This window comes from Streptomyces sp. KL116D, from assembly GCF_030766975.1.
Classification (GTDB): domain Bacteria; phylum Actinomycetota; class Actinomycetes; order Streptomycetales; family Streptomycetaceae; genus Streptomyces; species Streptomyces longispororuber_A.
In genome coordinates, this window is the sequence record NZ_JASERH010000084.1 from 36,630 (window position 1) to 58,867 (window position 22,238).

Sequence of the window (22,238 nt, forward strand, 5' to 3'; positions counted from 1 at the left end):
CCGCACCATGCCGCTGGCCCTGCTGGCCCTGGCCGTTGTCGCGTTCGGCATCGGCACCACCGAGTTCGCCACGATGGGGCTGCTGCCCCAGATCGCTGACGGCGTCGGCGTGTCCGTGCCCCACGCGGGCAACCTCGTCTCCGCGTACGCCCTCGGCGTCGTCGTCGGCGCCCCCGTGCTCACCGGCATCTGCGCGCGCGTGCCGCACAAGCGACTGCTGCTGCTCCTGACCGCACTGTTCGTCGTGGGCAACTCCGCGTCCGCGCTCGCCCCCGACTTCGGCACCCTCTTCGCCGCCCGCTTCGTCGCCGGCCTGCCCCACGGCGCCCTGTTCGGCGTCGGCGCCGTCGTCGCCTCCCGGCTGGTCGCCCCCGACCGGGCCGCCCGCGCCGTGTCGAAGATGTTCCTCGGACTCACCGTCGCCAACATCGTCGGCGTGCCGGCCGGGACGGCCCTCGGCCAGCAGCTCGGCTGGCGCTCCGCCTACTGGGCGGTCGCGGTCATCGGGCTCCTCGCCCTCGCCGCGCTGGCCCTGTTCGTGCCCCACCAGCCGCGCGGCGCCCAGTCGGGCATCCGGCACGAGCTGCGGGCGATGGGCAACAAGCAGGTCGTCCTCGGCCTGGCCACCGCCGTCGTCGGATTCGGCGGCTTCTTCGCCGTCTACAGCTACCTCGTGCCGATGCTGACCCACCTCACGGGGTTCTCGGACTCGTCGACCACCCTGGTCCTCGCGCTGTACGGCGTCGGCATGACGCTCGGCACGCTGATCGCGGGCCCGCTCACCGACCGCGCCCTGCGGCCCACCCTCTACTGGGGGCTCGCGCTGCTCGCCGCGGCGCTCGTGACGTTCTACTACACCGTCCACAGCACGGTGCCCGCGCTGCTGACCATCACCTTCATCGGCGCGATGGGTTCACTCATCACCACGCCCGTGCAGATGCTGCTCATGGCCAAGGCGAAGAACGCCCCCACGATGGCCGCGGCGTCGAACCACTCGGCGTTCAACCTGGCCAACGCGGGCGGTGCCTGGATCGGCGGTCTGGTCATCTCGGCGGGCTGGGGCTGGGCCTCGCCCAACCTGGCGGGCGCCGTCCTCGCCCTGGCCGGTCTCGGCCTCGCCGTCGTGAGCGGCCTCCTCGACCGCGGCGGGGACCGCTCGGAGGTGTCCGCGTCCCACGCGCCGGCGGCGACCGAGGCCGCACCGAGCGACGCGGCGCACTGAGATCGTCAAGTCGCCCTGACGCGGGCCCTATTGACGCGCGTAGCGGAGCCGGGCAGATTCGTTCTCGCCCGGCTCCGTTCCGCATCTTCCGCCTCGGGAGGCACTGTGCTCAGACGGCCCCTTCGCGCCTTGCTCTCACTTGTCATGCTCGCTTCATTCGTGGTGTTGGGGAGCGCGGTCACCGCGGGTACCGCCCACGCCGACGACTGCTACACCTGGAACAGGGCGCTCAGCCAGGGCGCCAGCGGTGAGGACGTCCGCCAGCTGCAGATCCGGGTCGCCGGCTACCCCGGCTACGGAGGCGTCCTCGCGGTGGACGGGGAGTTCGGCCCCGCCACCAAGGCCGCGGTCACCCGCTTCCAGCAGGCCTACGGCCTGTCCGCGGACGGCGTCGCCGGTACCCAGACCTTCACCAAGCTCTACGCCCTCCAGGACAGCGACTGCACCCCGGCCCACTTCACCTACGCCGAGATGAACCGCTGCAACTCCGACTGGTCGGGCGGCGCGGTCTCCGCGGCCGCCGCGAAGGCGAACGCGCTGCAGCAGATGTGGAAGCTGGAGGCCCTGCGGCACGCCCTCGGCGACCGCGCGCTGACCACCAGCAGCGGCTTCCGCTCCACGGCCTGCAACAACGCGGTCGGCGGCGCGGCGAACAGCAACCACCTCTACGGCCGCGGCATCGACCTCGTCGGCTCACCGTCGTTCTGCGAGATCGTCAAGCAGGCCAGGAACCACGGGTTCAACGAGATCCTGGGCCCCGGCTATCCCGGCCACAGCGACCACGCCCACCTCGGCAGCCAGAGCTCGCGCTACTGGTCGGCGTCCTCCTGCGGCATCTGACGGAGCGCGTCAGCCTGCGGCGGCGAAACAGCCCGCCAGTGCGGCGTACAGGACGGTCACCGTCAGGAACCCGATGACGTCGCGCCGGCCGAACCCCGGGGACCCGACACGGTCGGCGAGCACCGCGACCGTGAGGTCCTCGGGGTCGTACACGATCCGCACCCGGTCGCCGACCCGAGGGATGTGCTCACCGGTCTCGACGATCACCTCGCACTCCCCGCGCTCGACGGACGGCGGCCGGAACGCGCACCGGATCCGCAGCGGGCTGTCCTCGTCCACGGCGTTGAGGTACCCACGGCACTCCGCGGTGGCACGGTGCCCGCGGCGCCGCAGCCGGCGCTCGCGCCGGGACTGCGGCACCAGGGTCAGCACCAGACCGACGCCGCACGCGAAATACCAGACGCACAGGACGATCAGGGCCATGCCGCCTCCGGTCCGCCCGGACTCCACGTGGGATGCGGCCCGCCCGACTGCGGACGGGTCGCCCCCATCGTGACGCCGATGCCGTCGGCTGTCAGCCCTTGACGGGGCGCGGACCGCTCACGGCCGCTCCCGGGAGCGGCGGCGCCCGGCCGGCAGGGGAACCGGGTCCGCGCCGGCGACCACGGTGTTGGAGAGCGTGCCGATCCCCTCGACGGTCAGCGCGAGGCGCAGGAATCCGTCGGCGTCCCGGTGGGGCTCCAGCTCGTCGGCCGTGACGAGATACGGGCCGAGCGTGCCGGCGGTGTCCTTGCCCTTGCACGGGCCGAGGCCCACCGTCATCTCGGCGGACTGGAGATCGCGCGCGGACCGGTCGTTGAAGACGGTGTAGCCGACGATGTGGTCGCGGGCCTGCTCGGGCGTGAGGTCGCGCCCCTCGCGGCCGGTGGCGGCGGCCACCTCCAGTTCGTAGTCGAGGACGGCGGACCGGGGCGGCATCGGGGCGTCGTCGTCGGGGCCGTGGACGGCGTGCGGATTGGTGAAGTAGAAGGTCGGCGCCGCGTACCACTGCTCGGGCCCGCACGTCGGTCAGCGGGCCGATCCGCTCGCCGATCATGGGGCCGTTCACCTGGAGCGCGGCGGGGCCGTTGTGCCGGGCGTCGAGCGCGCGTGCCTCGGCATGGCCGGGCAGCCCCTCGACGAGGGCGTCGACCTCGGGCAGCAGGACGTGCGCATGCACGTCGACCGTGGGTGGTGACGTCGTCACGGCAGCTCCCGCAGCAGGGCCATCGTGCGGCCCATCAGGCCCGGGACGTCGGCGTCGCGCACCCCGTCGAGCTGCCACTGCCCGATCTGCACCGACGCCTCGACGACGGGCCGGACGCGGGCGATCCGGCGCTCGTAGTACGTCCGGAACAGGGCGTCGTCCCAGGTGTCGGTGGCGGTCAGCAGCTGGGCGAGCACCCAGGCGTCCTCCAGGGACAGCGCTGCTCCCTGGGCGAGGGTGGGCGGGCAGCAGTGCACGGCGTCACCGACGAGCACGACCCGGCCGCGGTGCCAGGATCCCTCCACCAACAGGCGGTCGAACCACGTGTAGTTGACCTTCTGCGGGTCCGTGATGTGTGCGGTGATCTCGGGCCAGAACCCTCCGTAGTGCCGCGCCAGGCCGCGCATCTCGTCGGCGTACGAGGCGGGCGGTATGGACGCCCGGTCGCGATTGGCTTCGACGACGTAGGCGTAGAGGGTGTCCTCGCCGGTGGGGCAGTAGCCGGCGATGTAGGCCGGGCCGCCGTAGGCGAGGTCGGTGCGGGTGACACCGGCCGGGCGGGGCGCGGCGATGCGCCAGATGGCCATGCCGGTCGGCTCGGGCCGGTCCGTGATGCCGATCGACGCGCGGGTGGCCGAGGCGAGTCCGTCGGCGCCGATCACCAGGTCGTAGCGGCGCTCGCCGCCGTCGCTGAAGCGGACGGTGACCCCGGGCCCGTCGGCGGACTGGTCCAGGGAGGTGGCGCGGACGCCCAGGCGGACGGCCGCGCCGCTGGCCCGAACGGCGTCGATGAGGATGCGCTGGAGCGCGGGGCGCTGCATGCCGACGGTGGCCGGCAGGTCGTCGCCACCGGTGCGCAGGTCGTCGGCGAAGTGCAGGACGGTGCCGTCGGGGGTGGTGATGCCGACCGAGCCGAAGCCGAACCCGGACTTCTCCACCTGGTCCCAGACGCCGAGTTCGCGCAGGACGCGCAGGGCGTTGCCCTGGAGCGTGATGCCGGAGCCGGCGGTCGTGTTCCAGTCGTCCTTCGCCTCGATCAGGTCGACCGTGATCCCGGCGCGGCGCAGCAGGATCGTCGCCGCGCTGCCGGCCGCGCCGCCACCGATGACGAGGACCGATCGGGATGTGCTCATGAGGGGAACTCCCTTGCTCCGCGGAATGGTTGCGGACTATTTGACCGCGACGGGGCTGACGGGCGAACCTACGGCCCCGGTGATGGGCAGTGGGGCGGCGGTGAGCCAGCACTCGTACGTGCCGTCGTCCGCGCAGTCGTCGGCCAGCGCGTCCAGGTCCCACATCTCGCCGATGAGCAGACCGATGTGGGGGATGGCGACCTGGTGCAGCGGCTGGAAGGCGTGCTCGAACTCGTTCGGCCGGACCTCGAACCCCCCGCGGACGAATGAACCCTGGTCAGCGTCGAACGGCAGGGAAAGCCCGTGAATCTGGCCCGTCTGGACCTCAACCTCGTCGTCGCCCTGCACGCCCTCCTCTTCCTCGTCGCCGACGACCACCCCGGCGTCGCGGAGCGGCTCACCCGCGAAGACCTCGCCCGCCTGCCCTGGGTCACCTACCAGCGCACCTACGACGCCCCGGCCGTCCGCCAGCTCGGCATGCTCGGCATGCTCGGCATCGAACCGCACGTCGAGGTCTCCGTCGACAGCTTCCAGCTGCTGCCGCTCCTGGTGGCCGGCACCCGGCGCATCGCCCTGATCCAGGCGCGGCTCGCCCGACTGCTGACACCGGTCGCCGCCGTCCGCGTCCTGGAACCGCCCTACGAGGCGGTGACCTTGCAGGAGGCCCTGTGGTCGCACCCCGTGCACACGCACGACGCCGCCCACATCTGGCTGCGCGAGACGGCGGCCCGCGTCGGCGGGCAGGTGGCCGGGACCCGTGAGGGCGAGACCGAGGGGTGACGGGCCGAGGAACGCGTCCGCCTCAGGGACCGGCCGCGGACGGGCTGCGGCGCCCGGCCAGCGCGTGCCTGACATGAACCGTCGTGGTCACGACCGTCGCGATCAGGGAGCCCGCGACGACGACCGCCAGCACGGCGAGGGTGGGGTTCACCCAGGCCGGCACGAGGTCGTAGTCGGCGTTGCACCTGTTGTGCAGGGGAAAGGCCTGCGAGGTCTCGCGCCAGTGCTCGGACCGGTAGTCCTGGTCGTACTCCTGGCCTGCCTGGAGCGCGCAGGTCTCCGCCACGTCCAGACCGCCGGAGAAGGCACCCCAGAACCAGGTCGGGGCCAGAAGGAGACCCGCCAGGATCGTCGAGCCGAACCAGAAGCCCGGGTTCCACCACAGCCGCGTCCGGCCACCGGCCCCGCTCGTCGCCCTCACCGCTGCGCCCGGATCCGACCGAGCCACTCCGTGCCCAGCCGCAGCCCATCGGGGAACTCGTCGTCCCGGTCCCAGCGCCACGCGGTGATCATCGCCAGCATGAGGGTCCGGCACGCGCGCAGCACGTCGTGGTCGACCCCCGGGTAGTGGTCGGCGACGTCCGCGGGGGCGTGGGCGAGGTCGAACTCGACGGGCCCGCGGCAGCACGTCTCCAGGTCGACGAAGAGCAGTCCCCGCGGCGTGGCGAGGAGGTTGCCCGGATGCGGTTCGCCGTGCAACAGCTGCTCGGAGCCGCCGTGTTCGCCGAGTTCCGCACGGAGATCGCGCAGCGTCCCGCCGAGCAGTTCCCGGTCGTCGTCGGCGAGCGCGGGAGTGAGGTCGTGGTGCGCCACGAGGTGCTGCGCCTCGGCGACGCGGTCGGTGAAGTGCGGGCTGGGGATGTCGAGGTCGCGCATCGCGGCGTGCAGCCGGGCGAGCGCGTGTGCATAGTCGGCCGGAGGGATCCGCTCACTGGGGATGGACTCGTAGTAGGTCCAGAACGTCACCGTGAAGCCGTCGCGCTCGTGGACCCGCGGCTCGACACGGGGGTCGAGCGCGGCCACCGGGCCCCCGGCGGCGGCGAGTTGCCGACCGAGATCGACCTCGAACCGTGCGACCTGGTGCTCTTTCGGCGCGACCCTGGCCAGGACGTCGCAGGGCAGCAGGCGCAGGGTGAGCTTGTTCGAGTTGTGGAGGACGATCGCGTCGTCGGCCACCAGACCGAGCGAAGCGGCGATGGACCTGGCCGCGTGCACCGCACGCGAGACCTCTGGCGCCTGCATCGTCCCCGGCCCCTCTCCCTGGACGCCACCGCACGGTCCGAGCGGTGCAACCGGCGGACCATACCAAGGCGTCGGTACCGGGCACGCTTCATTTACGGGCGGTGCGAGACTGGACGCATGCTCGTTCAGCTCCTCGCCGCGACCGGTGTGCTCGCGGTACTGACCATGGTCCCCGGCCCCGACATGGCCGTGGTGACGAAGCGCGCCCTCGCGTCCGGCTGGCGCGACGGCCTGCGCACGGTCGGCGGCATCACGACGGGGCTGCTCGTCTGGGGCGTACTGACCGTGGTCGGCCTCGCAGCCGTCCTCGCCGCGTCGGCCACGGCGTACACGATCGTCAAGCTCGCCGGCGCCCTCTACCTCGCGTACCTGGGAGTCCAGGCCCTGCTCCAGAGCCGCCGCGGTGCCCCGTCGCACCCCGCCCCGGACGCCCCGTCGCCGTCCGGCAACCCATGGCGCACCGGCATGGTCAGCAACGTCTTCAACCCGAAGATCGCCGTCTTCTACACCGGCCTCCTGCCCACGCTCGCGCCGTCCGGCGTCTCCCCGCACCTGGGCATGAGCCTGCTGGTCCTCGTCCACGCGACGCTGACGCTCAGCTGGCTCGGCGCCTACGTCCTGGTGCTGGCCAAGGCCCGCACCGTCTTCGAGAAGCCGGCCGTGCGCCGCGCGATGGACCGCGCCACGGGAGTCGTCCTGATCGGCTTCGGCGTCAAGGTCGCCACGTCCCAGCCCTGATCACACGGCCGGCCGGACGGCGGGTCGGTTGGCGGCCGCGTAGATGTCGGCGATGGTCACGTCCGCGGCGCAGCGGGGGCAGGCCACCTCGTAGCAGCGGTCGCACGAGCTGCCCGGACCGACGACCGTAGGATCGCGCCATGTCAGTGCGACCCGTGATGGTGAACATCAAGGCCCTCGACCATGCGGCGGTCGGCCGGTTCTGGGCGCAGGCGCTCGGCTGGAGCGCCTACAGCCCGGGGGCGACGACCTATGTCGGGCCCCCTGGCGGTCTCGTCTGGCCCGATCCGGTCGTCGTGGGGATCGACGTCGTCCCCGTGTCGGAGCCCCGGGCTCCGGTGAAGAACCGCGTGCACCTCGATCTCGCCTCCACCTCCGCCGCCCACCAGGCGGAGCTCGTCGCGCGGCTGCGGGCGCTCGGGGCGACGCCCGTCGACGTGGGGCAGGGCGACGTGCCGTGGACGGTCCTCGCCGATCCCGAGGGCAACGAGTTCTGTGTGCTGGAGCCCCGGGAGGTCTACCGGGACACGGGGGCCGTCGCCGCCGTGGTGGTGGACTGCGCCGATCCGCGGGCCATGGCCCGGTTCTGGGGCGACGCGTTGGACTGGACCCTGCGCGAAGTGACCGACGACGGTGCGGTGTTCCGCTCCGCCAAGGACGTCGGCCCGTACCTGGAATTCATCCGCACCGGCGACGCGAAGACCGTGCCGGACCGGGTCCATCTCGATCTGCTTCCGGGGCCCGGTGACGACCTGCCGGCCGAGGTCGCCCGGCTGCGGGCGCTCGGCGCCACCGACCTCGACGTCGGCCAGGGCGACGTCCCGTGGACGTGCCTGACCGACCCGGAGGGGCACGAGTTCTGCGTCCTCGCCCCACCCTCCTGACCGGCGACAGGGGAGACTCTCGGACCGTCGCGCAGGGCGGTCCGAGGGCCTCGTCCCACCGGGGTCGCTCACGGGCGGTGGTTCACGCGAAGCGCTGTGCGGACGAGCCGTTGCACGCCTGGAGCGCCACGGCCTTGTTCGCGACCGGCTGCGTCAGGCACAGGCCGTTCGCGGTGGCCGGGCGGATCGTGCCGTCCGAGGGCATCGTCCACTTCTGGTTGGCGCCGCCGTGGCAGTTCCACAGGATGGCGGCGGTCGGGGCGGCGATGTCACGCGAGTCCAGGCACCGGTCGTGGGACAGGCCGACGTGGAGGGACTGGTACGTGGGGTCGTACCACCAGGTCTGGTTGCGGCCCCCGTGGCAGGTCCAGCCCACCACGGCCGTGTAGTTGCGGGACGAGCCGCCGTCCGCGTCCAGGCACTGGCCGGTGGCCTCGTTCTTGAGCGGCTCGAACTTGTCGTCCCATGCCCCCGCGTAGAGCGCGGGGGTGTTCGTGGAGGCGGGGTCGGCGCACGACGCCTCGCGCAGACCGGAGTCGTAGAACTGCTTGAAGCACGCGGCGAACGCGCCGTGGCCCGCGGCGTTGGGGTGGTAGGACTGCCGGACCGAGTTCTCGTCCGGCGGGAACGAGCCGTCGTAGAAGAAGCCGCGGGCCCAGGTGGAGTCCGTGCACACCTCGTGCCCGTGGAACAGGCGGGAGGCGTCGAGGTAGTCGGCGCCGGACAGTCGGGCGGCCTTGCGGATGCCGCGCTCGAAGGTGGGCACGGCCACGTTGCGGCCCCAGGCCGCGTCCGAGTCGTAGCCGAGACAGCCGCCGGGGAGCTTTCCGGGGAAGTTCGGGTTGTCCTGCATGTCGGGGCTGATCGGGGACGGGTAGCTCATCAGGACGAGCTTGTAGCCGTCGTCCGCGTACCCCGCGTCGCGCATGACCTTCTTGAGGTCGGTGACGGTGGCCGACACCTTCGGCACGATGCCGTCCACCCGCGCCTGCCAGCCCGGCGCGTACGTCGGCTCGCACGTGCCCTGGGAGAGCACCCAGCGCTTCACGCAGTCGGTCATCACCGGACCGAACTGGACGTCGTCATTGGCACCGACGACCACGACCACCATCTTGACCCGGGTGTTGCGGGCCTTGACGGCGAGGTTGTCGCTCTGCACGAGCTGATCGGCGTACTGCTTGGAACCGCCGATCTTGACGTGGTACGTGGCCGCGCCGGAGCACGAGACGTTCGTGGGCACGTCGGCCGGGATGCCGGTGCGGTAGATCGCGGCGTCCTTGGAGCGGTGGCACCAGTTCGCCGGGCCGTCGGTGCCCGGCCAGTACGAACCGGCGCCCTCGCCGGAGATCTCCGAGTCGCCGATGGACACGAGCGAGGTCTTGCGCTCGGCCATCGGCCGCTCCGCCGGGCTGCCGTACAGCGTGGTGGCCTCGGCGGCGCGGATCTGCTCGAGCTCGGCGGGCAGGGGAGTGGAGGTCGCGGCGCCGCTGGTGGCGGCCGTGCGCGGGGCGCTCACGGAGGGTGCGCCGAGCGCGCCGAAGGACAGGGCTGCTGCGGCGACCGCGACGGTACAGGTCCTCAACCATGGTCTGGGGTGGGGCATGAAACCTCCCGGAGTCGGTGTTACCTCCGGTAATTACAGGGGTCGCCTCTCGCTGCATAGATGCGAACATGACAATTGTTCAACTTCCCGGTTTCGGCGAGCGGATGCGCCTCCCGCTGCCCCTCCCGTCGCGTCTCGCGCAATAAGCAATTGTCCTACTATGCTCGCAATTGCCCGTTTGGTATGTCAGGGAAGGTGGCCCGCTCGTGCCCAGTGGCCTGAATGTCGACACCCTCGGACCGGTCGACGTCGCCGTCGTCGCCTTCGAAGGCAGCCGCTTCAACGGCGACGTCGCGCCCGCGCTGCGCGACCTGCAGAAGGACGGCACCGTACGCATCCTCGACCTGAGCTTCATGCACAAGGCGGAGGACGGTTCCGTCGACATCGTCGAACTGGTCGACGAGGAAGTGGCGGAGACGTTCGGGCAGGTCGCCGACGTGCAGTTCGACCTGCTCAGCGACGAGGACCTGCGCGCCGTCGCGGAGAACCTCCCGCCGGCGTCCTCGGCGCTCGTCGTGGCCTGGGAGAACACCTGGGCGGCGCGCCTGGCGACCGCGGTGCGGGAGTCCAGCGGTGAGCTGCTGCTCCTGGAGCGCGTCCCGCGGGACGCCGTCGTCGAGGCCGTCACCGCGCTCGACGCCGAGTGACGGCGAGTCAACGAGAGGGAGGATCGGAATGCCCCAGCGATTCGGACGGCCCGGCCTTTTGGGCACCATCGCGCGCACCGCGGTGATCTCCGGTACCGCATCGGCCGTCTCCAACCGCGTCAACCGCGGCATGGCCGAGCGCGACATGCGCCGGCAGAGCGACGCACAGGCCCAGCAACAGGCGTGGATGGACCAGGGCGCGGCGCAGGCGCAGGCGGCCCCGCCGCCGCCCGCGGCAGCTCCCGCACCGGCCACGGACCGGGTCGGCCAGCTGACCGCCCTGGCCGACCTCAAGGCCCAAGGACTGCTGACGGACGAGGAGTTCACGGCGGAGAAGGCGCGGATCCTCGGCTCCTGAGCGTCGTCGTCGTGTGAAGCGAGGCGGCCAGGCGAGACGGAGCGGGGCCGGTGCCCGCCGCGCGCGAACGCGGCGGGCACCGGCCCCGCTCATGTCGTGTGCCCGTGCTCTTTCGGGGGTGGGTACGGCGAGTCTGCGGGGCTCGGCCGGGTTGGTGCGGAAACGTTTATGCGGCAAGGGAGCTGCCGCCGGGGGCCCGCTGGGCTCGGGTCCCCGGTGACAGGTGTGTCCGGCGCGCCGGGCGTGACCGGGCGCGAGGGCAGGTTCCGGACAACGTTCCGGCTTCGGCGGTTCGCGGCCGGATCCGGAATCGATACTCGCCTGTACGAGCCGACGCGTTGGTGGTCGGCCGGCCAACGGGGATGAACATGAACACGAGTGAGGAGCAGCGGCCGCAGCCGCTGCTCGCCTACCGCAGGTATCTGGACCATGTGATGGGCTGTGACGTGTGCACGGGGCCCGAGCGGCTCTGCCCGCTGGGCAGAGCGCTGCACCGGGCCTACCGGGAGAACCTGGACGACTGAGCGTCAGGCTGCCGGGGCCCAGTTCGGGTCCCGTCCGGTGAAGGCCAGCAGCCGTTCGGCCGCGCCTGCCGTGGTGGCCGTGGGCACGGCGGGGGCGTACTTGCCGAACGAGTCGCGGACGAAGTCCACGAGGTTGCCCGCGATCTCCTCCAGGGCCTCGGCCAGTTCGTCCGTGAGCGGCAGGTCCTGGCCGGTGGCCCTGGCGATGTCCCACGCGTGCAGGGCCGCGTCGAGCGCTGCGGCCGCGGCACCGAGGTGGGCGGGCATCGGTCCCATCGGCGTGGGCACGCTGTCGGCGTCCTGCCCGGACGTCCAGGCGGCCGACGCGTCGCGCAGCACGAGCTCCAACTCGCCCACCGGGTCGGCGGACACCGCGTCCGCCGGTTCGAACGGGTCCTGTGCCGGTTGGACACCGGTGATCTGCATGACGAGACCCTGCTGGTCCAGACGTGCGTGGTTGAGGACCTGCCGCACCGTCCACTCGCTGCACGGCGTCGCGTTGCCCCACCCGTCCTGCGGGATTCCGCGGACAGTCGAGAGCAGGTAGTCGTGAGCCTGTTTGAGCGCTGCGAATCCGTCGGCCGCCATCTGAGCCCCCGTCTCTTCCGGTCCGTTGAAAAGCCATCGCCATGCTAGATCCGATCATGGGTCGTGGGCGGATCTTCCGTGAAGCGGCGGGAGGTCCAACTGTGCATCTGGGCACCGGAGATGACGATCCGGACGCGGATCGGGCGGCGGCTCGGAGGGTCGATCGGACGTCGGGGCTGGCGATGCGACTGATGGCGGAGTCGACGACGGACCCGCTCAGGCGACGGCGTAGTCGGCGAGGGTGGCGTCGAGCATGTCGAAGGCGGTGGCCGCCTCGGCGGTGACGGTCCGGCTGATCTCGCTGTTGGGGTGCTCGGCCAGGGTGAGGTCCTGGATGCGCTGGAACAGGATGCGGTGGACGGCGGCGAGCAGTCCGGCGGCGGTCCGCACGGTGATGTCGTCCGCCGGTGCGCCGGTGGCCGTGGCGAGCGCCTGTGCCAAGGCGATCTCGCGCTGGTCGTGCAGGCCGCGCAGGCAGGCCGTGAGGGTCGGGCTGTCGGCGACCATGCGGGCGAACGCGGGGCCGGAGAACCCGGAGACCGGATCCGCTTGCGCGGCGGAGGCGAGGAAGGCGCGACGGAGCGCCGTGAGCGCGGACTCGCCGGGCTCCCGGGCGGCCACGATCCGAGCCAGAGAAGCGATGAACGCGTCCTGGTGGTCCAGGGCCAGGTCTTCCTTGCGGGGGAAGTAGTTGGTCACCGTCTTCTTGGCGACGCGTGCGGCGGTGGCGATCTCGGCGATGGTCGTCCGGTCGAAGCCCTGGGCGATGAACAGCCGGGTGGCGTGGTCGGAGATGAGTTGCCGGGTCTCCTGCTTCTTGGATTCCCGCAGGCCGGCGGGTGGCGCGGGTCGCACGGGTGGCGTGGGCGATGTGGTGTCGGTAGCCATGAGGCAATCTTACCCCCGTAGTAAATTTACGTTGACACTCCTGACTTGTTCGGGCTAACTTTACGTCCGTCGTAAAAATACGATGACGGTACGAGGGGATCCGGTTCGGCCCTCCGCCGCCGGCCGTGTTCCACGAAGGGAACCCACGTGCAGATCACCGCTTCCACCGTCTCGCTCACCGTCACCGACGTCGCCGCGTCCCAGCGGTTCTTCACCACCCACTTCGGCTACAGGGAGCAGGCCGCCGCCGACGGATTCGCCTCGCTGTCGCGCGACGACGCGGCCGTGGACATCGTGCTGCTCGCTCGCGGTACTGAAGTGCTGCCGGCCGACCAGCGCGACCAGCACGCCTCCGGACTGATCCTCGCCTTCACCGGCAGCGGCATCGAGGGCGAAGAGCAGCGGCTGCGCGCCGAGGGAGTCGAGATCACCATGCCGCTGCGCGAAGAACCCTGGGGCGAGCGGCTCTTCCAGGTCACCGACCCCAACGGTGTGATCGTCCAGTTCGTCGAGTGGGCCGCTCCGGCCGCCGGCGCCGAGCACGCCTGACCCATCGTCCACGGAAAGGACCCCACTCTTGTCGCCCGACCCGAACACGCTCCACCCGCTGCCCGCCCACGACCGCGTCGTGTTCCTCAAGCCGCTGGTCACTTCGCCGCAGATCGAGGTGGGCGAGTACACGTACTACGACGACCCGGACGGTGCCACGGACTTCGAGCGCCGCAACGTCCTGTACGCCTATGGACCTGAACGCCTGGTCATCGGCAAGTACTGCGCGATCGCCTCGGGGAGCAGCTTCCTGATGGCCGGCGCCGAGCATCCGTCGATGGGCGTCTCGACCTACCCGTTCACCATGTTCGGCGGCCGCTGGGCCGAGCGGACCCTGGACATCGTCACCGGCATGCCCAGCCGCGGCGACACCGTCGTCGGCAACGACGTCTGGTTCGGATACCGGGCGACCGTCATGCCCGGCGTACGGATCGGCGACGGCGCCGTCATCGCGGCCGGTGCCGTGGTCACCGCGGACGTCCCGCCCTACACGATCGTGGGCGGCAACCCGGCCCGGCCGATCCGGCAGCGGTTCGCCGACGACGACATCGAGCGGCTCCAGCGCGCCGCGTGGTGGGACTGGCCCGCCGAACTGGTCACCGAACACGCCCGCACGATCATGGCCGGAACACCTGCCGACATCGAACGCGTCGCCGCCGGGCAGCGCTGAGTTCGGCCCTCGCCGCGGGGAGCCGCTCCGGCTTGCCGCTCGGGGTGGTGAGGGGATCATGGATGGATGCTGACCGTGCTCGTTGTGGCGTCGCTCGTCAGGGTGCCGGCCCTGATCGCCCGGATCGAGGAGCTCCCCGACGTCAGCGTGCTGTCGCACACCCATGACAGCCGGCTCGCCCTGGCCCGGGCGCGGCTGCTGATGCCCGATGTGCTGGTCGTCGATCTCAGTGCCATGTTCACGCCCGACGCGCCCACGGTTCTCGACCAGGCCCGCAGGCTGCAACCCTCCTGCACGGTCGTCGTGCACGCGGACGGGGCCGTGATCGGCGTCATCGGCCCGGCGGGCGACATCGTCCCTGCCGCGTCCGGCCGGGCGAGCGGTCTCGGCGAGGTCCTCGCCGGGCTCGCGCACCCTTGATCCGAACGGTGCCCTTTGCGGCGGGAACGTACAGGGGGTCTGGCCCGGTCAGCCGTCGTATGGCACCGCATGCGCGCCGGGGCCGCGGGTCAGGCGCCGGGGGCCGGACGGCTCACTGACGCTTCCAAATCCGGGTGTGCTCACGCCTGAGCTCGCAGTTCTCGTCGAGGAGTATCTGGTTCTCCTCGATCAATGTACGAGCGGTCCGCTGCAGTTCGAGGGCGAGGTCGCGAGAGGCCGTCCATCGGTCCCGGAACTCGCTGCGTCGCGCGTTCACTGCCATACCGCGCGGGTTCCCGAAGAAGGAGCTTCCATGTGCGGGGCGAGCGGCGCCGTGCGGTCGGTCGAGCTTCTTCCGGCGCTGCGCCGCGGAGTGCGGGAGGGCGCGCAGACGGTCGCGTACCGCGGTGAGGCTGGCCACCGCGGTGTTACGCCTCATCGGCCCGGCGGGCTTCCGCCGCCCGGGGCCTGTGCCCTCGCGAGTGACGGTCTACGATCAACGCTGCCGCGCGACGCCGCCCGGCCAAATCCGCTGGAAGTCGGGGGACTTGGGACTGTGGACGACCTGGATGTGACACTCGCCGACCGCTACCGCCTGGTCCGCCCGCTGGGGCAGGGCGGGATGGGGGAGGTGTGGGAGGCGCAGGACGCGAGCCTGCTGCGGCCCGTCGCGGTCAAGGTGATCTCGGTCCTGGCAGGCGGCGGCAGCCGGGCCGACGAGGCCCGCGCCCGGTTCCTGCGCGAGGCGCGGATCACCGCCGCCCTTCAGCACCCCAACATCGTCACCGTGCACGACCTCGGCGAGGCCGCCACCGAGGAGGGCACGACGCCGTTCCTGGTGATGGAACTGCTCCGGGGCGAGGGCCTGGACGCCGTGGTGCGGCGCGGCCCCGTCGGCGAGGCGCAGGCGGCACGGTGGGGCGCGCAGGTGTGCGACGCCCTGGGCGAGGCGCACGCCGCCGGCATCCTGCACCGCGACATCAAGCCCGCGAACCTGTTCGTCACGGCTTCGGGCAGCCTCAAGGTCCTCGACTTCGGGATCGCCCGCGCCGCCGACCCGTCGGCGACCGGTGACCGCCTCACCCACACCGGATTCATGGTGGGCACGGCCGCGTACATGGCCCCCGAGCAGGCACGCGGACACCCCGAGCAGCGCAGCGACCTGTACGCCCTGGGCTGCGTGCTGTTCGAACTGCTCACCGGGCGGCCGCCGTTCACCGCCCCGGACACCCTCGGCTACCTCACGGCGCACCTGAACGACCCGCCGCCGGCGCCGAGCAGCGTCGCGCCCGGCGTCTCCGAGCCGTGGGACCACCTGGTCCGCCGGCTGCTCGCCAAGGACCCGGCCGAGCGCTACGACTCGGCTGCCGCGCTCGGCGACGAACTGCGCCACCTGTGCGCGATCGGCCGGTCCGTGCCCCCTGCCCGCGGCTACACCCCGACCGTCGCCGAACCGGAGGCGCGCGGCACGGTCCCGCCGCCCGCCGCTGTCCCGCCGCCCGACGGTCTCGCGGCGCACCCGACGGTCCGGGCACCGGCCGATCCGGTCGGCGGCACGAGCCTGAGCCGCCGGGACCTGCTCGTGCGCGGCGCGGGCGTCACCGCGGTCGCCGTCGCCGGAGGGGCCGCGGCGGTCTATCTGACCGGTGGGCCCGGACGGGACCCGGTCGCCTGGTCGCAGAAGATCGCGGACGTCGACGTGATCAACTCCGACAGCGCCGGCGTCGTCCTGGCCGACGGCAGGTGCCATGTGGCGGCAGGTCACTACTACAAGCCCACCGCCGCCCTCCACACCTTCGACCTCGCCACCGGAAAGCCGCTGTGGAAGGTGTCCCTCGGAGCCGCCTGGGCCCGGGCGACGCGCTTCGCGGTCGTCGGCGGCACGCTCGTCGCCTTCACGCAGGACGGCGACGGCGACCGCGGCCGGCTGCGGGCCTTCGACGCCGCCACGGGCAAGCGCCGGTGGCAGCGTTCGGTCCCCAACGACCGCGACGCCCTCACCGTGCACCGGCCCGGCGGTCTCCTGATCGGTGACGAGGACGGGCGGGTGAGCGCCACCGATCCGCGTACGGGCGACGAGCGCTGGGCGTTCGACGTGTCGTCCCCCTACAGCACGTCATGGATCCTGGGTGGCGACCTGTTGCTGTGCTCCGGAGGGATTGCGGTGGCCGGCAGCACGGGGAAGAAGCGGTGGACCCGCCCCGACTTCTCTCCGTACGGCGATCAGGCACTGCCCATGGGAGACGGCCTGCTCTGTTACGAGAAGGGCAGGACGGTCCCCGTCGACCTCGTTCTGCGCGACGCGGGCACCGGCAAGGTGAGGTGGCGAACCCCGTTCCAGCGGACCAGACCGGACGAGCACGTCGTCGGGAACATCCAGCCGCTCGAGGAGCTGGTGTCGGACACCACGGTGTTCCTGCCGCTGCCGGCCGGGTCCCGGCGGAAGCCGACCGCCCTGGACGGACTCACCGGCAAGCCGCTGTGGACGTACGACCGCACGTACGAGGAACTCGCCCTGAGGGAGCGGGCGACGACGGCCGTGGCGGGCGGGTTCGTCCTGCCGACGAAGGACGGGCCGGTGTGCCTGGCCGCCGCCGACGGAAAGGAACGGTGGCGCGCGGGCACGGAGGACGCCCAGCGGATCAGTCCCGTCGGCAAGTACGTCGTGCTCTCCGGGAGCAAGCAGGCGCGGCTGTTCCAGCGCTGGTCCGGCGTGCGGATCGTCGGAGCGGAGCGTGGCCGCACGCTCTGGGCGGGCGATTTCGACGGCTCGGCCATCGGCGATCCCGCGGCGAGCGGTACCACGGTCGTCATCGTCGACTCCGGCGGGACGGTGCGGGCGCTGCGGATCTGAGCCGCTGGGTCCACTGCTGCCCACTGCCCACCACCGCCTCTTGCTGCTCACTGCCGCTGCCCTGATCCGGCCTGGGTACCCCCGGGGGGCGCAGCTTGCCGACGGTGAGGCGCGATCGGACCCCCACGGTTGGCCACGGCGCACCCGCACTGGGCAGGCTGAGGAACGCACCCGGCTGTCGGCCCGTCGGCGATGAGTTCTCCGCCCACGGCAGGTCCACAGGTCCACACGTGTACAGGACCACACGTGCACAGGTCCACACGTGCACAGGTCCACAGATGCAGACAGTCACGGCACACGGACAGGAGCGGCATGAGCAACAGCGGATCCGGCAACGAAGTCGATGGCGCGGAGCCGGAACTCACCCAGCTGGAACCGGCGACGACGGCGGTGGTGCGCGGCGTCGTCCCCCTGGCCGAGCTGCGGAACTTCTTCGACGCGTCGTTCGGCGCCCTGGGCCGGACCATCGGGGCACAGCGGATCACCCCGCTGAGCCCGGCCTTCGGTCTGTACCGCGGGTCGCCGGGGGACGTGCTGGACCTGGAGGTCGGGTTCGTCACGGACCGGGAGGTGCGGCCGGAGGCGGGGGTGGTGGCCGGGACGCTGCCCGGGGGCCGCGTCGCGCGACTGACGCACCACGGGTCCTTCGACGGTCTCGGGGCGTCATGGGAACGGCTCCACGCCTGGATGCGGGCCCAGGGGCTGCCCACCGGAGACGCCCGGTGGGAAACGTACGTCACGCAGCCCACCCCGGACATGGACCCGGACGAACTGCGCACGGTCCTCAACTGGCCCGTGGCGGACTGACGCACCCTTCTCGCGGCGTGTGACGGCGCGGGGTACACCGACTCGTCCCGGTTGGTCCGGGTCGGTGATCCCCGCGTGAAATTTCAGGCAGAGATCCGCCCCTGAAATACCCCCGGGGGGTATATGGTTACGATCGTCGTCCTGAAGGGGCAACGCCCCAACACCCGTCACACGCCTGGAGATGTCATGACGAACCACCCCGGCCACGACCACGGCAACCACGGCGCGCACAGCGCCCACGGCACGCACGATGCTCACGCCGGTCACGGTGGCCACGCCGGTCACGGAGCCGCCCGGCCCGGTGGGCTGTCGGTCTCGGAGAGCGGCTACACCCTCGAACTCGACGCGACGATCCACACCGCCGGCGTCCAGCCGGTCAGCTTCCGCATCGTCGGCCCCGACGGACAGCCGGTGACCGAGTACGTGCCCGAGCACGAGAAGGAACTGCACTTCATCGCCGTCCGGCGCGACACGGCCGGCTTCCAGCACGTCCACCCGGTTCGGGACGAGAAGGGCACCTGGAGCACCGAACTCGCCCTGGAACCGGGCGACTGGAGGTTCTTCGCCGACATACACCCGGCCGGCCACGACGGCACCCTGACGCTGGGGATCGACGCCGCGGTCGCCGGAGCGTACGACCCGCGACCGCTGCCCGAGAGCACCGGGGTCGCGGAGATCGGCGAGTACGCCGTCACCCTCGACGGCGAACTCCACCCCGGCGTGACCAGCGAACTGACCCTCACCGTCAGCAGGAACGGCGCCCCCGTCACGGACCTGGAGCCCTACCTGGCCGCCTACGGACACCTGGTGGCGCTGCGGGTGGGCGACCTGGGCTACCTCCACGTCCACCCGGAGGGCGCCCCCGGTGACGGCGTCACGGCACCGGGCCCGGAGATCGCGTTCATGGCGGCCGCCCCGTCGGCGGGCAGCTACCGGCTGTTCCTGGACTTCCAGCACGAAGGCGTCGTGCGGACCGCCGAGTTCACCGTCCGTACCACCGAGGCCGGCCACGCCGACCACGCCGACCACGCCGACCACATGGCCCCGGCGGCACCCGGGCACGCCGGTCACCACCACGGCGCCCACGCCCACCACTGAGCGACCGACCGCGATCGACCAGCAGCGGAAGGAGCACCATGCCACGCCTCGCCCGGCTCACCCCCGACACGGCCGTCGGCACCTCGCGCGACCTCCTCGCCGAACTGACCTCCCGGCACGGCCGGACCGGCGACATGGTCGCCACCATGGCCCACTCGCCGGCCGTCCTGAGCGGCTACCTCCAGCTCAGCCGGGCCATGGGACGAGCCAAACTCGACCGCCGGATCGGCGAACGCGTCTCCATCGCCGTCCAGACCCTGCAAGGCTGCGCACTCTGCCTCGACGCCCACGTCGACGCCGCCCGCGCCAGGGGAGTGGACGAGGAGGAGATCGACCGGGCCCGCGAAGGCACCTCGGCCGACCCGGCGATCGCCGCGATCATCACCCTCGCCCTCCAGGTCTACCGGCAGCCGACGTCGATCACCGACGAACAGATCACCGCCCTGCGCGAGTTCGGCCACAGCGACCGGGCGATCGCCGACGTCGTCGGCATCGTCGCCCTGAACGTCCTCACCGGCGCGTTCAACCTCGTCGCCGGCCTCACACCGGGGAGCGACACCGGTGCGTGACGACACCCCCGCCGCCTGTATCCGCGGGGCGCGCTCCCCGCGCAGGGGCCGCGCCCCGCCGGACGCCACCGAAGGAACCCGCCATGCGACTCTTCGCCATCCGCGACTACCGCCACCTCTTCGCCGCCCAGGTCATCGCCCTGTTCGGCACCGGACTCACCACCGTGGCCCTCGGACTGCTCGCCTACGAGCTCGCCGGCCCGCGCGCCGGAATGGTCCTCGGCACCGCCCTCACCATCAAGATGGTCATGTACGTCGCCATCGCCCCGCTGGCCGCCGCGTACATCGACCGGCTCCCCAGAAGAACCCTCCTGGTGCTCCTCGACGTCATCCGCGGCGCCGTCGTCCTGGCGCTCCCGCTGGTCACCGAGGTCTGGCACATCTACGTCCTCATCGGCCTGCTCCAGGCGGCCTCCGCCGCGTTCACGCCGACCTTCCAGGCGGTCATCCCCGACATCGTCACCGACGAGGCCGCGTACACGCGGGCCCTGTCCGCGTCCCAGGTCGCCTCCACGATGGAGAGCCTGCTCAGCCCCGTACTGGCGGCCCTCGCCCTGACGTTCCTCTCCTTCGACCGGCTGTTCCTGGGCACCTCCGCCGGATTCCTGATCTCCGCCGTACTCGTCCTGCTGACGCGCATCCCCGACGCCCGCCCCAGCACCCACACCCGGGCCCGGGACAAGGCGGCCGCCGGGATCAGGACCTTCCTCGGTACACCGCGGCTGCGCGGCATCATGGCGCTCAACCTCACGGTCGCGGCCGCAGGTTCGATCGTCGTCGTCAACACCGTCAACTACGTGCGCGACGAACTCGGCGGTTCGCAGCAGGACGTCGCCTGGATGCTCGCCGCCTCCGGCACCGGAACCCTCCTGGCCGCCCTCGCACTGCCCCGCGTCCTCGACCGGGTCGCCGCCCGTACCGTCATGATGACCGGCGCCAAGGTCCTCGTCGCCGCCACCGCCGCCGCGGTCACCCTCATCGCCACCGGCCTCACCACCTGGGCGGGCACGGCGATCGTGTGGACCGCGACCGGCATCGGCATGGCGCTGATCATCACGCCGACCGGCAAGGTGCTGCGTGCCTCCGTCGAACGCGCCGCGATCCCCGAGGCGTTCGCGGCCCAGTTCTCCCTGTCCCACCTGGCCTGGCTCCTCACCTACCCCGTCGCGGGCTGGCTCGGCACCCGGGCCGGTTTCACCCCGGCCTGGTCCGTCCTCGCGACGCTCGCCGCGGCGGGCGCGGTCGGTGCCCTGCTCCTCTGGCCGCGCCACGACGGTCGCGGAACGGCCGCCGTGCCGAGCGCGACCGGCCCGGCCGCCACCAGCGAGGACCGGTCCACCCTGGTCAAGGCCGCGTGAGCGCCGCGTGCCAGGAGCAGCTCCCGGCAGTACGGCCCGGCCTCCCGCAAGTCCGCCTTGTGGGAGGCCGGGCCGCGCTCCGTGGAACCACCCGCCCCGGTCGCCTTCCGCAGGGCGCGCGGGCCGGATGTAATGGCCGCCGCACGCCATGATCGGCGAGGGTTGGCCCCGGGTGTCACCGACGCCCCGGCCGGGAGCCCGTCGCGAGCCGGCCGTCCGCTGCCCGAAGACCGGAGCCGTCACGCCCGGCGCCCGGGCCCATCGGAAGGACTCGACCGATGCACCACCAGCGACCGCCCCACCGCCGACGAACGACCCGGGTGCGCCGCGCGGGCCTCGGCGTGTGCGCCGCCCTGGGGCTCCTCCTCGTGACGGGCTGCGGACAGGACGGCGGCGGGGGCAGCGGCGGGCCGTCCGCCGCCGCGTCGTCCGACCGGCCGACGCCGACGCCGACGCCGGCATCCAGGAGCGTCGACCTCGCCGGCCTGGAGCGCGACTACCGGGCGCACATCGGCCTGTACGCCGTCGACACCGGCAGCGGCCGTGCGGTCACCTGGAACGACACCCGGCGCTTCTCGTACAACTCGACCGTCAAGTCCTTCCTCGCCGCGGCCGTCCTGAAGAAGAACGGCATCGACGGGATGGACCGCGTGCTGCGCTACGACCGCTCCGATCTGATCGCCAACTCACCCGTCACCGAGCGGCACGTGGACACCGGCATGAGCCTGCGGGCCCTGTGCGACGCCGTCGTCCGCTACAGCGACAACACGGCCGCCAACGTCCTCTTCGAAGATCTCGGCGGCCCCGGCGGACTGGGCGTCTTCCTCAAGGGCGAGCTCGGTGACACGGTCACCCGCACCGACCGCATCGAGCCCTACCTCAGTCGATGGAGCCCGGGGGAGGAGCGCGACACCTCGACACCGCGCCAGATGGCGTCCAACCTGCGCGACCTTGTCCTCGGCGACACGCTGCCCGCGGCCGAGCGGCGCCTGCTGACCACCTGGCTGCGGACCAACACCACCGGGGACAGGGCCATTCGGGCCGGGGTCCCGGACGGCTGGGTCGTCGGGGACAAGACCGGGACCGGCTCCTACTTCGCCGCGCGCGACGACATCGCGGTGATCTGGCCGCCCGGCCGCAAGCCGCTGGTGATGGCGATCCTCACCTACCGCGACGGCGCCAAGGACTCCGACGCCGACGACCAGCTCCTCGCCGACGCGGCGGCAGCGGCGGTCGCCGCCCTGGAGGCCGACGACGGCTGAGGGCCCCTCGGGCGCCCC

General features: G+C 72.1%; 23 protein-coding genes and 4 pseudogenes. 17 read left to right on the forward strand and 10 right to left on the reverse strand.

Going from position 1 to position 22,238, the window contains the following annotated elements; genetic code table 11:
• Window positions 1–7: 7 nt before the first annotated feature.
• Both RBJ77_RS32090 and RBJ77_RS32095 read left to right on the forward strand, forming a co-directional pair.
• A complete protein-coding gene (locus tag RBJ77_RS32090; RefSeq protein WP_372348181.1) occupies window positions 8–1,222 on the forward strand; it encodes an MFS transporter in 1,215 nt (404 codons plus the stop codon).
• Between the two features lie 105 nt (window positions 1,223–1,327).
• Window positions 1,328–2,062: a D-Ala-D-Ala carboxypeptidase family metallohydrolase gene (locus RBJ77_RS32095; protein WP_372348182.1), complete on the forward strand. Its 735-nt coding sequence runs from the start codon at window positions 1,328–1,330 to the stop codon at window positions 2,060–2,062.
• Window positions 2,063–2,071: 9 nt separating this feature from the next.
• On the opposite strand, the gene RBJ77_RS32100 is transcribed toward RBJ77_RS32095, so the two are convergent.
• The 5 genes and pseudogenes from RBJ77_RS32100 to RBJ77_RS32120 form a co-directional block, all read right to left on the reverse strand.
• On the reverse strand, window positions 2,072–2,485 hold the full coding sequence (locus RBJ77_RS32100; RefSeq protein WP_372348183.1) for a DUF3592 domain-containing protein: 414 nt from the start codon (window positions 2,483–2,485) through the stop codon (window positions 2,072–2,074).
• A gap of 117 nt (window positions 2,486–2,602) precedes the next feature.
• Window positions 2,603–3,058 (reverse strand): annotated as a pseudogene (locus RBJ77_RS32105) (fumarylacetoacetate hydrolase family protein); the annotation flags it as partial.
• A pseudogene (locus RBJ77_RS32110) lies at window positions 3,036–3,248 on the reverse strand (amidohydrolase); the annotation flags it as partial. The pseudogenes RBJ77_RS32105 and RBJ77_RS32110, both read right to left, overlap by 23 nt.
• Entirely contained in the window at window positions 3,245–4,381 is a 1,137-nt protein-coding gene (locus RBJ77_RS32115; protein WP_372348184.1) for an FAD-dependent oxidoreductase, read from the reverse strand. The pseudogene RBJ77_RS32110 and the gene RBJ77_RS32115, both read right to left, overlap by 4 nt.
• 36 nt (window positions 4,382–4,417) lie before the next feature.
• A pseudogene (locus RBJ77_RS32120) lies at window positions 4,418–4,636 on the reverse strand (cyclase family protein); the annotation flags it as partial.
• Window positions 4,637–4,735: 99 nt separating this feature from the next.
• Here RBJ77_RS32120 and RBJ77_RS32125 point away from each other — a divergent pair.
• Window positions 4,736–5,161, forward strand: a pseudogene (locus RBJ77_RS32125) (LysR family transcriptional regulator); the annotation flags it as partial.
• Window positions 5,162–5,183: 22 nt separating this feature from the next.
• Here the strand turns inward: RBJ77_RS32125 and RBJ77_RS32130 are convergent.
• Window positions 5,184–5,582: a hypothetical protein gene (locus RBJ77_RS32130; protein WP_372348185.1), complete on the reverse strand. Its 399-nt coding sequence runs from the start codon at window positions 5,580–5,582 to the stop codon at window positions 5,184–5,186.
• On the reverse strand, window positions 5,579–6,403 hold the full coding sequence (locus RBJ77_RS32135; protein ID WP_372348186.1) for a phosphotransferase family protein: 825 nt from the start codon (window positions 6,401–6,403) through the stop codon (window positions 5,579–5,581). The genes RBJ77_RS32130 and RBJ77_RS32135 overlap by 4 nt, the downstream gene beginning before the upstream one ends.
• A 117-nt stretch (window positions 6,404–6,520) precedes the next feature.
• Between RBJ77_RS32135 and RBJ77_RS32140 the strand changes: the two genes are divergently transcribed.
• Both RBJ77_RS32140 and RBJ77_RS32145 read left to right on the forward strand, forming a co-directional pair.
• Window positions 6,521–7,141 (forward strand): LysE family translocator, encoded by a 621-nt coding sequence (locus tag RBJ77_RS32140; protein ID WP_372348187.1) that lies wholly within the window; start codon window positions 6,521–6,523, stop codon window positions 7,139–7,141.
• A gap of 140 nt (window positions 7,142–7,281) precedes the next feature.
• On the forward strand, window positions 7,282–8,025 hold the full coding sequence (locus tag RBJ77_RS32145) for a VOC family protein (RefSeq protein WP_372348188.1): 744 nt from the start codon (window positions 7,282–7,284) through the stop codon (window positions 8,023–8,025).
• An 82-nt stretch (window positions 8,026–8,107) separates the two neighbouring features.
• Here the strand turns inward: RBJ77_RS32145 and RBJ77_RS32150 are convergent, their stop codons facing one another.
• Window positions 8,108–9,628 (reverse strand): ricin-type beta-trefoil lectin domain protein, encoded by a 1,521-nt coding sequence (locus tag RBJ77_RS32150; protein WP_372348189.1) that lies wholly within the window; start codon window positions 9,626–9,628, stop codon window positions 8,108–8,110.
• A 206-nt stretch (window positions 9,629–9,834) separates the two neighbouring features.
• Between RBJ77_RS32150 and RBJ77_RS32155 the strand changes: the two genes are divergently transcribed.
• The 3 genes from RBJ77_RS32155 to RBJ77_RS32165 all read left to right on the forward strand — a co-directional run bounded on the left by RBJ77_RS32155 (window position 9,835) and on the right by RBJ77_RS32165 (window position 11,157).
• Entirely contained in the window at window positions 9,835–10,275 is a 441-nt protein-coding gene (locus tag RBJ77_RS32155; protein ID WP_372348190.1) for a DUF6325 family protein, read from the forward strand.
• A 28-nt stretch (window positions 10,276–10,303) separates the two neighbouring features.
• Window positions 10,304–10,633 (forward strand): SHOCT domain-containing protein, encoded by a 330-nt coding sequence (locus RBJ77_RS32160; RefSeq protein ID WP_255976998.1) that lies wholly within the window; start codon window positions 10,304–10,306, stop codon window positions 10,631–10,633.
• Window positions 10,634–11,001: 368 nt separating this feature from the next.
• A complete protein-coding gene (locus tag RBJ77_RS32165) occupies window positions 11,002–11,157 on the forward strand; it encodes a hypothetical protein (protein WP_255976997.1) in 156 nt (51 codons plus the stop codon).
• 3 nt (window positions 11,158–11,160) lie between these two features.
• Here the strand turns inward: RBJ77_RS32165 and RBJ77_RS32170 are convergent, their stop codons facing one another.
• Entirely contained in the window at window positions 11,161–11,745 is a 585-nt protein-coding gene (locus RBJ77_RS32170) for a TIGR03086 family metal-binding protein (RefSeq protein WP_372348191.1), read from the reverse strand.
• A gap of 216 nt (window positions 11,746–11,961) precedes the next feature.
• Window positions 11,962–12,633, reverse strand: coding sequence for a TetR/AcrR family transcriptional regulator (locus tag RBJ77_RS32175; RefSeq protein ID WP_372348192.1), 672 nt, complete (start codon window positions 12,631–12,633; stop codon window positions 11,962–11,964).
• Window positions 12,634–12,780: 147 nt separating this feature from the next.
• On the opposite strand from RBJ77_RS32175, the gene RBJ77_RS32180 reads away from it, so the two are divergent.
• The 9 genes from RBJ77_RS32180 (at window position 12,781) to bla (ending at window position 22,220) form a co-directional block, all read left to right on the forward strand.
• Entirely contained in the window at window positions 12,781–13,182 is a 402-nt protein-coding gene (locus tag RBJ77_RS32180; protein ID WP_372348193.1) for a VOC family protein, read from the forward strand.
• Window positions 13,183–13,210: 28 nt separating this feature from the next.
• Window positions 13,211–13,852, forward strand: a complete 642-nt coding sequence (locus RBJ77_RS32185) for a CatB-related O-acetyltransferase (RefSeq protein WP_372348194.1) — start codon at window positions 13,211–13,213, stop codon at window positions 13,850–13,852.
• A 66-nt stretch (window positions 13,853–13,918) separates the two neighbouring features.
• Window positions 13,919–14,272, forward strand: a complete 354-nt coding sequence (locus tag RBJ77_RS32190; protein WP_372348195.1) for a hypothetical protein — start codon at window positions 13,919–13,921, stop codon at window positions 14,270–14,272.
• 571 nt (window positions 14,273–14,843) lie between these two features.
• A complete protein-coding gene (locus tag RBJ77_RS32195) occupies window positions 14,844–17,126 on the forward strand; it encodes a PQQ-binding-like beta-propeller repeat protein (protein WP_372348196.1) in 2,283 nt (760 codons plus the stop codon).
• A gap of 312 nt (window positions 17,127–17,438) precedes the next feature.
• Complete coding sequence (locus tag RBJ77_RS32200) at window positions 17,439–17,933, forward strand: GyrI-like domain-containing protein (protein WP_372348197.1); 495 nt, start codon at window positions 17,439–17,441, stop codon at window positions 17,931–17,933.
• Between the two features lie 186 nt (window positions 17,934–18,119).
• Entirely contained in the window at window positions 18,120–19,031 is a 912-nt protein-coding gene (locus RBJ77_RS32205) for a hypothetical protein (protein WP_372348198.1), read from the forward strand.
• Between the two features lie 38 nt (window positions 19,032–19,069).
• Window positions 19,070–19,600 carry a carboxymuconolactone decarboxylase family protein gene (locus RBJ77_RS32210; RefSeq protein ID WP_372348199.1) on the forward strand — a complete coding sequence of 177 codons (531 nt, stop codon included), beginning with the start codon at window positions 19,070–19,072 and terminating at the stop codon, window positions 19,598–19,600.
• Window positions 19,601–19,683: 83 nt separating this feature from the next.
• The gene (locus RBJ77_RS32215) at window positions 19,684–20,958 is read left to right on the forward strand and encodes an MFS transporter (protein ID WP_372348200.1); all 1,275 of its coding nucleotides are present in this window, start codon (window positions 19,684–19,686) and stop codon (window positions 20,956–20,958) included.
• 278 nt (window positions 20,959–21,236) lie between these two features.
• On the forward strand, window positions 21,237–22,220 hold the full coding sequence (bla, locus tag RBJ77_RS32220; RefSeq protein WP_372348201.1) for a class A beta-lactamase: 984 nt from the start codon (window positions 21,237–21,239) through the stop codon (window positions 22,218–22,220).
• The last annotated feature ends 18 nt before the right edge of the window (window positions 22,221–22,238 follow it).